Raw genomic sequence first — 13,635 nt, forward strand, 5'->3', positions numbered from 1 at the left:
CGGCACCGACATCACTCCGGCACTCCCAGTGCACCGGCGAGCATCGGCCAGGACGTGGTGAACTCCTGCTTCCAGTACGCCCAGCTGTGTCCTCCGCCCGAGTAGAAGTGCTTGGCGACCGCGATGCCGAGCCGGTCGAGGGCGTCGGTGAAACTGTGCGCCTGCGGCCACAGCGCGCTCTCCAGCGCCTCGGGCAGCCAGTCGCCGGTGCCTCCGGCCACCCCGCTGCCGCTCGACACGTACAGGGGAGTGCCCCGCAGCCCCTGCGCGCGGGCCCGCGGGTTGAAGCTCTGCCAGGTGAGCAGGTTCAGCACCGGGTTGCCCCACAGCGACACGGGTGCGAGGCCCTCCCGGGCCACGATGGCGTCGACGATCGTCGGCACACCGAGGAACGTGGTGTCGAGGATGCCGCTGTACGAGGCGGCCGCCGCGAACACGCCCGGATGCCGGGCCGCGTGCGCCAGCGCCCCGTAGCCGCCGGTGGAGACCCCCGCGACGACCCGCACGCCGGAGGCTCGATAGCTGCCGGCGAGCAGCGCCGGGACCTCCCTGACCTGGAAGGTCTCGTAGTCCGGGCCACTGGCCCAGGCCGTGGGAATGCCGGTCGGACCCGCGTCCGGCATCGCAACGATCAGGTCCCGGCCCGCGGTGAAGGCCTCGATGTCCGTCTCCCGGGTCCAGGACGTGTAGTCGTCGTGGGCGCCGTGCAGGAGATACAGGACGGGATAGGTCTTCGTCGGCTGTGCGTCGAAGTCCGACGGCAGGATCAGCCGCACGGTCGCGCTGCGGCCCAGGGCGGCGGAGGGCAGGGACACGTCGAAGGTACGGGCGCTGATCCGGGTCGCGGCCCGTGCGGTGCCGGCCGCGGCCCCGAAGAGCGCGGCCAGGCCGGCCGTCGCCGCGGCCTTGGTGACGGTGCGTCGGGAGACTCCGGCGGTGCGTGGTCGGTGGGGCATGGCGGCTCCTCGGGTTCCGGTTCAGCGGGTCTGCTCGGCGCGGTCGAACTCCCGCCGCAGCAGGGCGGCGAGCTCGTCGACCTGCGGAGGGTCGAGAAGCGAGAGGTGATGCCCCGGCGCGGGTACGACGGTCAGCCGCGGGCACACCTCGTCCCAGCCGAGCGCCTCGTCGTCCCGTTCGTACGCCGGGTCGCGCACGGTGTGCGGGGCGGGCTCGCCGGCCCGGAACAGCACCACCCGCCCCTCGTACGGCCGCGGCCGGTGCGCCTCGCCGATCCGCAGGTCGAGATAGGAGGAGCGCTGGTGCTCCAGCGCCGCGGCCGGCACCTCGGCGGCCTCGCGCAGGGCGCGCAGCACGGTGTCGATGCGCTCGCCGTCGTCGTCCATCGTGACGAGTTCGTCGTACGGCAGCTCCAGCCGGACGCCGTAGGCATCGGCGACGTGCGCGGCGAACCCGGTCAGGTGAGCACGGACGCGGTCGGCGGGGGCGCGGTCGTCGAGCGGCCGTACGGAGTCGAGGAGCACCACCAGCTCCGCCTCCCGACCGGCCGCCGCCAGTTGCCGTGCGGTCTCCTGGGCGACGAAGCCGCCGAAGGACCAACCGCCCAGCAGACAGGGCCCGTCGGGGTGGACCTCGGTGATCGCCTCGGCGTATCGGCGTGCCTTGTCGGTGACCGAGTCGGCTTCGTCCAGCCGCTCCAGCCCGTACACGGGGCGTTCGTCGCCGAGTCGATCGACGAGGGCCCGGTACACGTCGGTCGTGCCGCCGGCGGCATGGGCGAGGAAGAGCGGCGGCCGGGAGCCGCCGGAGTGCAAGGTCCGTAGCGGTCGTGACTCCGAGGCGGAAAGCGCCTGTTGTACGCGGTCGGCCACCGCGCCGATGCTTGCGGCGCCGAGCAGGTCGCGCAGCGGCAGCTCGATCCGGAACTCGCGCTCCAGCGCGGTCCGGACACGGACGGCCATCAGGGAGTCCAGGCCGAGGTCGGTCAGGGCGGTGGCGGGGGTGAGGCGTGCGGTCGGGTGGCCGGTGACGGCGGCGATGTGGTGGCGCAGGCGGGCGGCGACGGAATCGTCTTCCGGTGCCACGGCCTTGGGCGCGGGCGTGGCCGTCACTCTTCCGTCCGTCCACCAGTGGCGCACGTGCCGCCAGCGTGGCGCGGGCAGGTCGATGACCCGGCCCACCGGTGGCGGCAGCCGCTGACCGGCCGCATACAGGGTGCCCAACTGGCCCAGGAACGCGGCGGATCCGTCGCCGTCGCGCCGCAGGCAGCCGACGGCGAGAGCCCCCGGCGCGTTGTCCGTGATCGCCCGGAGGAGGACCGGGTGGGGCGAGATCTCGACGAACGCGGTGTGGCCGTCCGCCCAGGCCGCCGCGACGGCCCGGTCCAGACGCACGGGCCGACGGAGGTTCGCCACCCAGTGGCCCGTGTCGAAGAAGCAGTCGCCGCGCGGGTCGTCCAGCACGGTGGAGTATCCGGGGACGCGCGGCAGTCTGCCCCTGACGTCGGCCAGCGCGTCGGCCAACTCGGGGAGCAGAGACTGGACTTGGGGTGAGTGGCCGGCCCCGACGACCCGCATGGCCCGAGCCGCCCGTCCGGCCCGCTCCAGCTTGCGCACCAGCGCGGAGACCGCCTCCTCCTCCCCGGTGACGACTTTCTGCCCCGGCGAGGAGTGCACGGCGACATGGACGCCGGGGAAGTCCCTTTCCAGGGTAGGGAGTTCACCGTCCTCCAGGTCCACGACCGCCATCGCGCCACCCCGCAGCCGGCTCAGCAGCCGCGCCCGTACGGCCACGATCCTCGCCGCGTCCGACAGGTCCAGGGCGCCCGCGCACACCGCCGCGGCCACCTCGCCCATGGAGTGGCCGATCACGGCGGCGGGCTCGACCCCGTACGAACGCCACAGCTCTGCCAGCGCCACCTGGAGCCCGAACAGCACGGGCTGAGCCATCTCGAGTCGGTCCAGGTCGCCGCCGGAGGCGAGGTGGTCGTAGAGCGAGAACCCGCACTCCGCGGCGAGCTGGGCGTCGGTCTTCTCCACCGCGGCCGCGAAGGCGGGTTCCTCGGCCAGCAGACGCCGTCCCATTCCGACCCACTGGCTGCCGTACCCGGAGAACACCCACACAGGTCCGCGCCCGACTCGGTCCCGGTCGTCGGTCACCACCGCGGGATGGGGGACGCCGAGCGCCAACGCCCGCAGACCGTCGGCGAGTTCGTGGCGGTCGCGGGCGACCAGGGCTGCCCGGACGGGCCCGCGACCGGTGCGCCCGGCGAGCGTGCGTGCCACGTCGGCCAGCGGCGCGCGGGTGCCCTCGGGAGTCCGGAGCCAGCCGGCGAGCCGGGACGCGGTGTCCCGCAGCCGTTCCCCGTCGACGTCGGACAGCAGGTGCAGCCGGGCCGTCGGCTCCTGCGGCGGTGGGAGCAGGGCGGGCCGCCATTCCTCCAGTACGGCATGAGCGTTGGTGCCGCCGAAGCCGAAACCGGAGACGCCCGCCATCGCCGTCCCGCTGTAACGCGGCCACGGCTCGGCCTCCGTCGCCACCCGCAGCCGTACGTCGTCGAGCGCGCTGCCGTCCGCGCAGTGCAGGGACGGCGGGATGGCGTCGTGGTGCAGGGCGAGAACCGTCTTGACCAGGCCGGCGATGCCCGCCGCCGACTCCAGATGCCCCAGGTTGCCCTTGACCGAGCCGAGCAGCAGCGGCTGGTCGGGGTCGCGGCCCGCGCCGAGGACCGCGCCCAGCGCGCCCGCCTCGATCGGGTCGCCGAGCGGAGTACCGGTGCCGTGTGCCTCGACGTAGTCGACGTGTGCCGGGTCGGCACCGGCTCGTGCGTACGCCGTCGACAACAGGGCTTGCTGGGCCGCGGGGTTGGGCGCCAGCAGGCCGTTGGAGCGGCCGTCGGAGTTGACCGCCGTGGCGCGGACCACGGCCAGCACCCGGTCGCCGTCCCGCTCGGCGTCGGACAGCCGTTTCAGGAGGACGGCGGCGCAGCCCTCGCCGCGCCCGATGCCGTCGGCAGCCGTGGAGAACGGCTTGCAGCGGCCGTCCGCGGCGAGCGCTCCCGCGCGGTTGAACGCGACCGTGACGGTGGGGGACAGGAGGAGGTTGACCCCGGCGGCGATCGCCAGCTCGCTCTCGCCCGTGCGCAGGGACACGCACGCGTGGTGCACGGCGACCAGCGAGGAGGAACACGCCGTGTCGACGGTCATGCTCGGCCCGCGGGTGTCCAGGAAGTACGCCAGCCGGCCCGCGGCGACGCTGAGCGCAGCTCCCGCCGGCGCCCAGGGGTCGACCGACTCGGCGTCGGCGCCGGTGAGTTGGCCGTACTCGGCGGCCGATACGCCCACGAAGACACCGGTGTTGCTGCCCGCCAGGGAGGCCGCCGGGACGGCCGCGTGGTCGAGCGTCTCGTGGACGACCTCGAGGAGGATCCGCTGCTGCGGGTCCATCACGGCGGCCTCGCGCGGGGTGATCCGGAAGAAGTCCGCGTCGAACCCGGCGATGTCGTCGAGGTAACCCCCGTACGGGAGCGCCTCGGAGTGCGGAAAGGGCGTGAAGTCGCGCCAGCGGTCCTCCGGGACGTGCCGGATCGCGTCGACGCCGTCACCCAGCAGCCGCCAGTAGTCCTCGGGTCCGTGCACACCGCCCGGCAGCCTGCAGCCCACTCCGATGACCGCCACGGGCTCCCCGGAGATCACCTGCATGGTCACCGGCACGGGGGCGGGTTCCCGCGCGCCGCAGACACGCGTGACCAGCGCGTCCCCGGTGGGCGCCTCCCAGACCAGAGTGGCCGGCAACTCCCGGCCCACCAGCCGTGACAGCTCCCCGGCGAGCACCACGGCGTCCCGGGAGGACATGCCCAGGTCCGCCAACGGCCGGTCCATCGGGGCGGGTTGCCCGGGTGTCCCGTTCCAGGCGGCCACCCGTTCCGTGATCAGCCGACGCACCGCCTGCTCGTCGGCGGCTCTCACCGCGCACGCTCCGCCGTGTAGTCGCCCGCCAGATACCGCTCGCGGGTCCGTGCCCGCGAGACCTTGCCGCTGGAGGTCCGCGGCACGCTGCCCGGCGCCACCAGCACGACCTCGGCCAGCCGCAGCCCGTGCCGGGCGGAGACGGCGGCGCGCACGGCACGGACCAGCGCCGGTACGTCGATGTCGGCGAGCGAGGTGCCGCGAGCGTGTTCGGCGACCACGACCACCCGCTCGCCCGAGCCGCCCGGGATGCCGAAGGCGGCGAGCCGGTCGGGCCGGATCGCCGGATCCGCTTCCTGGGCGGTGGCCTCCACGTCCTGCGGATAGTGGTTGCGGCCGTCCACCACAATGAGGTCCTTCAGCCGCCCCGTGACGATCAACCGCCCTTCCAGCACAGCCCCGAGGTCGCCCGTGCGCAGCCATCCGCCGGGGCCGAAGACGCGCCGGGTGAGCTCCTCCTGGTTGCGGTATCCGCGGCCGACATTGGGGCCCCGCACCTGTATCTCGCCCACCTCGCCGTCGGAGAGACCGGCACCGGACACGGGGTCCGCGACACGGACCCGCTGGCCCGCCGGAGTGCCACAGCCCGCCAGCAGCACCGCCCGAGGGTCGTCGGGTCGTGCGGGCAGCGCCTTCCCGGCGGCGAGGGCGTCCCGGTCGAGGGCGACCCGGTGCAGCGGCTCGCCGGGCCGGGCCGCGCTGACGAAGACGGTGGCCTCGGCGAGCCCGTACGAGGGACAGTGCGTCTCCGGCACCAGCCCCTGACCGGCGAAGGCGGCGTGGAAGCGGTCGGCCGTGCCGGGACGGACCGGTTCACTGCCGTTGATCAGCGCGACGACGTCACCCAGCCGCAGATCCGCCTTCTGCGCGTCCGTGACGGCGGAGGCACAGTAGTCGTAGGCGAAGTTCGGGGCCGCGCTCACCGCGCGCGGATGCGTCCCCAACAGCCGCAGCCAGCGCACCGGTTCGTGCAGGAACGCCACCGGATCCATCAGCACCGACGGCAGCCCGCGCACCACCGGGGCGGCGACGCTCAGCACCAGCCCCATGTCGTGGTAGAGCGGCAACCAGCCCACACAGGTCACCGGATGGGCGTCGGCGCCGTAAGCGGCCAGTGCCTGGCGGGCGTTGGCGACGACGTTGGCGTGGGTGATCTCCACGCCCGCCGGGGTGCGGGTCGAGCCGGAGGTGTACTGCAGATAGGCCACGGCGTCGAGGGCCACCGGCCGCGCGTCGCCCGCGGACGTGTCGGGCACCTCGTCGGCCACGACGACCCGGGCCGGCGTGTCCGCGCGGAAGCCGCGCACCGCGTCGGCGGTCCGGCGCGTCGTCACCACGACCGCCGGGTCCGCGTCGGCGAGCACCGCCGAGAGCCGGTCGTCCTGCCCGGGCAGACCCGGTGGATACAGCGGTACGGCGACCAGTCCGGCCGCGAGCGCCGCGAGGAAGGCGGTGACGTACTCCAGGCCCTGCGGGCACAGCAGCGCGACCCGCGCTCCGGGCTCGGTGTCCTCGGCGAGCCGGGCGGCCAGGGCGCGCACGCGCAGGTCCAGGCGCCGCCAGGTCAGTGTGCGGTGGACGCCCCGCGAACCCGGCGCGGGATGGTCGACGAAGGTGAAGGCCCGGCGGTCGGGGGCGGCCCCGGCCCAGTGCCGCACGAACTCCGGCAGAGTCCGGTGGGCGGGCGCGATCGGGGGGCGGCGGCTCTCCACGATGTGGCTCCTCAGGTCACGTAACGGGCTTGCGTGGCACGGTGGTTGGAGGTCGGCGGGGTCACAGGGGGATGTTGCCGTGCCGGCGCTCCGGCATCGGGGCGCGCTTGCCGCGCAGCGTCCGCAGCGCGCGGCAGACCTGCTCGCGGGTCTCGCGAGGGGCGATGACGGCGTCCACGTAGCCGCGCTCGGCCGCGAGGTACGGGGTGCCGTGGGTACTCTCGTACGCGGCGACGAGCCGGGTGCGCAGCGCCTCCGGGTCGGTGGCGGCGGCGAGTTCACGCCGGTGCAGGACGCCCACCGCGCCCTCGGCGCCCATCACGGCGATACGGGCGGTGGGCCAGGCGAGGTTGACGTCGGCGCCGAGGTGCTTGGAACCCATCACCGCGTATCCGCCGCCGTAGGCCTTGCGGACCACGACGGTGACCTTGGGGACGGTCGCCTCGGCGTACGCGTACAGCAGTTTGGCGCCCCGCCGGATGATCCCGGCCTGCTCCTGTCGGACCCCGGACAGATAGCCCGGCACGTCCGCGAAGGTCAGCAGCGGGATGCCGAACGCGTCGCAGAACCGTACGAACCGCGCGGCCTTCTCGGAGGCGTCGATGTCCAGCACCCCGGCCGAACACAGGGGTTGGTTGGCCACGACCCCCACCGACCGGCCCTCGACGCGGGCCAGCGCGCAGATGATGTTCGGTGCGAACAGCTCCTGGACCTGCAGGAGTTCACCGTCGTCGACGACCGTGTGCAGGATGTCCCGCATGTCGTAGGCCTGCTGGAGCCGGTCCGGCACGGCCTCGTCCAGCCAGGCGCCGTCGCGGGCGGGGGCGGGGGCGTACTCCGGCGGCCGTTCGAGGTTGTTGCCGGGCAGATACGACAACAGGTCCCGTACGGTGTCCAGGGCGTCCTCCTCGTCGGTGGCGAGGAAGTGCGCGTTGCCGCTCAGGGCGTTGCTGGTGCGGGCGCCGCCCAGGTCCTCGGCGCTGGTGCGCTCGCCGGTGACCGCCTCGATGACGTCGGGCCCGGTGACGAACATGTGCGAGGCACCGTCGACCATCACGGTGAGGTCCGTGATGGCGGGCGAGTAGGCCGCGCCGCCCGCGCAGGGGCCGAGGACGACCGAGATCTGCGGGATCACCCCGGACGCCTTGACGTTGCGGCGCACCAGCTCGGCGTAGAGGGCGAGCGATGCGACGCCCTCCTGGATGCGGGCCCCGCCGCCGTCGTTGAGCCCGACGACCGGGCAGCCGATCTTCAGGGCGAGGTCCATCAGGGCGACCGTCTTCTCCCCGAAGGCCTCGCCCATGCTGCCGCCGAAGACCGTGGAGTCCTGCGCGAAGACGCAGACGGTACGGCCGTCGACCGTGCCGTGCCCGGTGATCACCCCGTCCCCGTACGGGCGCCGGGCACCGTCGCCGACGGGCCGGGCCCGCACGAACAGGCCGGTCTCCGTGAAGGAGCCCGCATCCAGCAGCCGTTCGATCCGCTCCCGTGCGCCGAACTGTCCACGTCGTCTCGTGCCGCCCGGAGCCACGGCGCGAGCCCGGCGCTCCGCCAGGCGGGCGAGGCGCTCGGCGGTGCGGTCGGGAACCTGCGCGACCGTCCCTTCGGGACGGGATGTCGTCGCCTCTCGCGTCACAACCACCTCCGAAATGGCTTTCGAATATGGCAGTGGTCGAGAGGCGGATTGAGTGGTTCGGCGTTCTCTTTGCGGGAGTTGAGTCCTGTGGAAGCGCTGTTAGTCCGGCTGTGACAACGAGGTGCCTCACGGCTCCCGGTGCTCGTGCGCCGCCCGCTCCAGTGCCTCCGCCTCGGCCTCGGCCACCCGCGCCTCGGCCTCCACGTCGATCGACCGGGTCAGCCACCAGTACAGCGCCGCGGAGACCGGCAGGCCGATGAACAGGGAGATGTCGGCGCCGTCCAGGGCGTCGGCGACGGGGCCCGTGTAGAGGGTGCCGACGGAGAAGAACGGGATCATCACGGCGAAGCCGACCAGGTAGGAGATGATGCCGTGCCAGCCCCGACGGCCGTAGATCCCGCGCGGTTTGAAGATCTCCGCGATGGCGTAGTGGCCGCGGCGGACCACGTAGTAGTCCATCAGGTTGACCGCGGTCCACGGGATGAAGAGGTAGAGGACCAGCAGCAGGAAGTTGTTGAAGTTCTCCAGGAAGTCGGAGGTCGCCGCGAGGGCGCCGGCGAGGGAGAGCGCCGCCGTGAGGCCGATCGTCACCAGGCGCACCGAGAGCGTCGGGCGCACCCTCTTGATCGAGTCGACGGCACTGATCAATGTGAGCGAACCGCCGTACATGTTGAGTGCCGTCACGGAGACCAGGCCCAGGACGGCGAAGAGGAGCACGATCGCGCCGAAGCCGCTGAACACCTTGTCGCCGGCCGCGTTGATCGACTCGATGGTGTCGAAGTCCTTGCCTGCCCAGGCGGCGAGGAGCGAGCCGAGGACCATCAGCCAGATGCCGCCGAGGGCGGAGCCGAAGTAGGTCCAGTAGAAGGTCTTGCGGACCGTCACGCCGGGCGGGAGATAGCGGGAGTAGTCGGAGACGTAGATCGCCCAGCTGATCTGGTAGCCGGCGACCACGCCGAACTGGGCCAGGAACGGCGTCCACTTGAAGGCGCCGAGGTCGAAGGAGCCCGCCGGGTAGTGCAGGGTGACCAGGACGCCGACGGTGAAGACGCCGAAGACGACCAGGAAGGTGTACGTCAGGAACTGCTCGGCCTTGTGGATCACGTCGTAGCCGACGAGGGCGATGACCAGGGCGACGACCGTGACCACGACCACCCACAGCTTGACGCCCCCGTGCACCGTGGTGTGCAGGGCCTCACCGGCGAGGATGGTGTTGAAGACGTTGAAGCCCGCGTACTGGACGTAGGCGAACAGCCAGACCAGCAGGGCTCCGACGTAGCCGAACTGCGGTCTGGACTGGATCATCTGCGGCAGGCCCAGCTGCGGGCCCTGGGCCGAGTGGAAGGCCATGAAGAAGGTGCCCAGGACGGTGCCCGCGACGATCGCGATCAGCGACCAGATGAGGTTGCCGCCCTCGGTGATGCTGATCAGACCGACGGCGAGGGTGGCGATCTGGGCGTTCGACATGAACCACAGCGGGCCGAGGTGCCAGAGCTTGCCGTGGCGCTCGTCGAGCGGGACGTAGTCGATGGAGCGGATCTCCAGGCCCTGCACCCGCGGTTCCGATGAAGTGGTCACGGCGCCTCCAGAGTGTTGATCCACCCCACTGGCCGGATTCTTTCCCTGGAATTGTCTGGCCAAAGGTCACATTGCCGACCCTTGACCAGACAACTTGACCAGACGATCCGCCCTGGTCAGACCGCCGGGCTCGGGAAGGTCGGGTACTCCACCCCGGAGACGTGCTGCACGACCCGGATGACCTGGCAGGAGTAGCCGAACTCGTTGTCGTACCAGAGGTAGAGGATCGCGTTGTCGCCCTCCACCTTGGTGGCGCCCGCGTCGACGATCGAGGCGTGCCGGGAGCCGATGAAGTCGCTGGAGACCGCGTCGGGGGCCGTGGTGAAGTCGATCTGGCGCTTGAGCGGCGAGGTCAGCGAGACGTCGCGGAGGTAGTCGAGAACCTCGTCGCGGGAGGTCTCCCGCGAGAGCTGGAGGTTGAGGATCGCGATCGAGACGTCCGGCACCGGGACCCGGATCGAGCTGCCGGTGATGCGCGCCTTGAAGTCGGGCATCGCCTTGGCCACGGCGGAGGCGGCGCCGGTCTCGGTGATGACCATGTTGAGCGGCGCGGAGCGGCCCCGCCGGTCGGCCTTGTGGTAGTTGTCCAGCAGGTTCTGGTCGTTGGTGAACGAGTGGACCGTCTCCACGTGACCGCGCTCCACGCCGAACTCGTCGTCCATCGCCTTCAGCGGCGGCACGATCGCGTTGGTGGTGCAGGAGGCGCAGGACAGGATCTGCTCGTCCGGCTTGATCGTGTCGTGGTTGACGCCGTGCACGATGTTCGGGACGTCGCCCTTGCCCGGCGCGGTCAGCACGACCTTGTCGATGCCGGGGCGCAGATGCTGGGACAGGCCCTCGCGGTCGCGCCACTTGCCCGTGTTGTCGATCAGGATGGCGTTCTTGATGCCGTGCGCCGTGTAGTCGACCTCGGACGGGTCGTTGGCGTAGATCACCTTGATCGCGTTGCCGTTGGCGTAGATCGTGTTGCTCGTCTCGTCAACAGTGATCGTGCCCTGGAACTGGCCGTGGATCGAGTCCCTGCGCAGCAACGAGGCGCGCTTCACGATGTCCTGCTCGCCGCCCCCGCGCACGACGATCGCGCGCAGCCGCAGACCGTTGCCGGAGCCGGCCTTCTCGACCAGCAGGCGGGCCACGAGCCGGCCGATGCGGCCGAAGCCGTACAGGACGACGTCACGGCCCTCGCCGCGCTCGATCTTGTTGGCGCCGGTGGCACCCGCGACGGCCTCGGCGGTGAAGGCCTCCACGGTCAGACCGCGGTCGTCGCCCTTGTACGTCGCGGCGAGCATGCCGATGTCGATCTGGGACGGGCCCAGGTCGAGCGCGGTCAGGGCCCGCAGGAACGGCAGGGTCTCGGTGACCGAGAGCTCCTCGCCGGCGATCTGCCGGGCGAAACGGTGGGTCTTGAGGATGCTCACCACCGACTTGTTCACCAGGGAGCGGCTGTGCAGCAGGACGGTCACGTCCCGCTCGCGGTGCAGCTTCCCGATGATCGGGATCATCGACTCCGCGGTTTCCTCGCGGGTCATCCAGTCGGTGAACGAGTCGTCGTTGACAGTCACGGAACCATCTTTCGAGCTAGGCGGCGCTCATATGTTAATCCCCTTTTGATCGATCGTTTGAGCGGGGTTCGTCACACCCGTCCCACCCGGAATCGAGACGATCCGGCCGCCGCTGCGTACCTGAGGGTCACGGGGTCGCCCGCCCCGCGACCGTCACCGCACCCGATCGAGGGACGTACACCATGAACGCAACCGCAGCCATCGGCGTGACCGGCCTGGGCGTGATGGGCCGCAACCTGGCGCGGAACTTCGCCCGCCGCGGCTACCCCGTCGCCGTCCACAACCGCACGGTGGGCCGCACTCGCGCGCTCATGGAGGTCTACGGCGACGAGGGCACGTTCGTGGCCGCCGAGACGGCCGAGGAGTTCGTGGCCGCCCTGGAGCGCCCCCGCCGCCTGATGGTCATGGTGCAGGCGGGCCCCGCCACCGACGCCGTCATCGACGAGTTCGCCGCGCTCCTGGAGCCCGGCGACATGATCATCGACGGCGGCAACGCGCACTTCGCCGACACCCGCCGCCGCGAGGCCGCCCTGCGCGAGCGCGGCATCCACTTCGTCGGCGCCGGCGTCTCCGGCGGCGAGGAGGGCGCGCTGGAGGGGCCGTCGATCATGGTCGGCGGCTCCGCGGAGTCGTACCAGACCCTCGGCCCGATGTTCGAGAAGATCAGCGCCAAGGTTGGCGGCGAGCCCTGCGCCGCCCATGTCGGCGGCGACGGCGCCGGGCACTTCGTCAAGATGGTCCACAACGGCATCGAGTACGCCGACATGCAGCTCATCGCGGAGGCCTACGACCTGCTGCGGCAGGTCGGCGGGTACACCCCGGCCGAGATCGCGGACGTCTTCCGGCGCTGGAACGAGGGGCGGCTCGGCTCCTACCTCGTCGAGATCACCGCCGAGGTGCTGGCCCACACCGACCCGGAGACCGGCGCCCCCTTCGTAGACATCGTCCAGGACGCGGCCGGCCAGAAGGGCACCGGCCGCTGGACCGTGCAGACCGCCCTGGACCTCGCCTCGCCGGTCACCGCCATCGCCCAGGCCACCTTCGCCCGCGCCGCCTCCGGCCAGAGCGAGCTGCGCGCCGCCTACGCGGGCCTGCCCGGTGGCACCCGCCCGCTGCTCAGCCGTACCGAGGCCGAACGCTTCGCCTCCCAGGTCGAGCACGCCCTGTACGCGTCCAAGGTCATCGCCTACGACCAGGGCCTGAAGATGATCCAGGACGCCGCCGCCGAGTACGGCTGGAAGATCGACCTCGCCGCCGTCGCCGGTATCTGGCGCGGCGGCTGCATCATCCGCGCCTCCTTCCTCGACCGGATCCGCGCCGCGTACGCCGCCGACCGTGAACTGGTCAGCCTGCTGGGCGAGATGGAGTTCGCCATGGAGATCACGGACGCGCAGGTGCCGTGGCGGGAGACGGTCGCCTCCGCCGCCCGGCGCGGGATCCCCGTCCCCGCCTTCTCCGCCGCCCTCGCGCACTACGACACCCTGCGCGCGGGGCGCCTGCCCGCGGCTCTCCTCCAGGGCCAGCGCGACTACTTCGGCGCTCACACCTACCGCCGTACCGACCGGCCCGGCGCCTTCCACACCCACTGGGCCGCGCCCGACCGCCCGGAGACCCCCGCCTGACCCACACCCGGCGTGACCATCCACCGGAACCGGTCGTTCCCGAGGGCATGATCCACATCAAGCGCGGACTCACCACGGCCGCCGCGGCGCTCGCCGCCCTGGCGGCCCTGACCGCCCCCGCCGCCCACGCCACCGACAACGTCCCCTGCCACAGCCCCACGAAGAAGAACCTGACCGACCCCGGCACCGGACGCGTGTGGCCGGGAACGGAGGTCAGGTACTGCAACCTCACCCGCGGCCACGTCCCCGTCTACGCCACCCGCTCGCCCGGCGCGCCCGTCGTGGGCCACCTCGAACAGGGCGGTGCCGCCAACTGGTTCGTCACCGAGATGAAGGGCGAGACCTTCCGGGACGGCTCCGCCGAGAACTACTGGTGGGGCTCCACCATGGCGGACAACGGCCGTTGGGGCTGGGTCCCCGAGGTGTACTTCGCGGGCGGCGACAACAACGAGGACGACGCGGGACTGCTGATGCCGGGCGGCTACACCTGCGCGAACGTCTGCGCGCCGCTGCCGTTCTGGGCCCGCTGAGGCGCGGGCTTGACGGCCCGGTGGGGGCCACCTAGCGTCGACTGAACACGTCTGGACAGGTAGGTCGACG

The 13,635-nt window shown here is 72.1% G+C and carries 8 protein-coding genes; 2 read left to right on the forward strand and 6 right to left on the reverse strand.

Features of this window, described 5'->3' with window-relative positions; translation table 11 throughout:
• Positions 1-11 precede the first annotated feature (11 nt).
• The 6 genes from MQP27_RS30625 to MQP27_RS30650 all read right to left on the reverse strand — a co-directional run bounded on the left by MQP27_RS30625 (position 12) and on the right by MQP27_RS30650 (position 11,413).
• On the reverse strand, positions 12-956 hold the full coding sequence (locus tag MQP27_RS30625) for an alpha/beta hydrolase (protein ID WP_242769204.1): 945 nt from the start codon (positions 954-956) through the stop codon (positions 12-14).
• 21 nt (positions 957-977) lie between these two features.
• The gene (locus MQP27_RS30630; RefSeq protein ID WP_242769205.1) at positions 978-4,925 is read right to left on the reverse strand and encodes a type I polyketide synthase; all 3,948 of its coding nucleotides are present in this window, start codon (positions 4,923-4,925) and stop codon (positions 978-980) included.
• Entirely contained in the window at positions 4,922-6,637 is a 1,716-nt protein-coding gene (locus MQP27_RS30635) for a fatty acyl-AMP ligase (RefSeq protein WP_242769206.1), read from the reverse strand. The genes MQP27_RS30630 and MQP27_RS30635 overlap by 4 nt, the downstream gene beginning before the upstream one ends.
• Before the next feature lie 61 nt (positions 6,638-6,698).
• Positions 6,699-8,273 (reverse strand): acyl-CoA carboxylase subunit beta, encoded by a 1,575-nt coding sequence (locus tag MQP27_RS30640; RefSeq protein ID WP_242769207.1) that lies wholly within the window; start codon positions 8,271-8,273, stop codon positions 6,699-6,701.
• 126 nt (positions 8,274-8,399) lie between these two features.
• Positions 8,400-9,851 carry a purine-cytosine permease family protein gene (locus MQP27_RS30645; RefSeq protein WP_242769208.1) on the reverse strand — a complete coding sequence of 484 codons (1,452 nt, stop codon included), beginning with the start codon at positions 9,849-9,851 and terminating at the stop codon, positions 8,400-8,402.
• 116 nt (positions 9,852-9,967) lie between these two features.
• Positions 9,968-11,413, reverse strand: a complete 1,446-nt coding sequence (locus MQP27_RS30650; protein ID WP_242769209.1) for a glyceraldehyde-3-phosphate dehydrogenase — start codon at positions 11,411-11,413, stop codon at positions 9,968-9,970.
• A 182-nt stretch (positions 11,414-11,595) separates the two neighbouring features.
• Between MQP27_RS30650 and gnd the strand changes: the two genes are divergently transcribed.
• Positions 11,596-13,035: an NADP-dependent phosphogluconate dehydrogenase gene (gene gnd, locus MQP27_RS30655; protein ID WP_242769210.1), complete on the forward strand. Its 1,440-nt coding sequence runs from the start codon at positions 11,596-11,598 to the stop codon at positions 13,033-13,035.
• A gap of 47 nt (positions 13,036-13,082) precedes the next feature.
• Positions 13,083-13,565: a hypothetical protein gene (locus tag MQP27_RS30660; RefSeq protein ID WP_242769211.1), complete on the forward strand. Its 483-nt coding sequence runs from the start codon at positions 13,083-13,085 to the stop codon at positions 13,563-13,565.
• Positions 13,566-13,635 lie beyond the last annotated feature (70 nt).

Origin of the sequence: Streptomyces cylindrosporus, from assembly GCF_022698165.1 — a bacterium.
In the GTDB taxonomy this organism is placed as follows: Bacteria; Actinomycetota; Actinomycetes; order Streptomycetales; family Streptomycetaceae; genus Streptomyces; species Streptomyces cylindrosporus.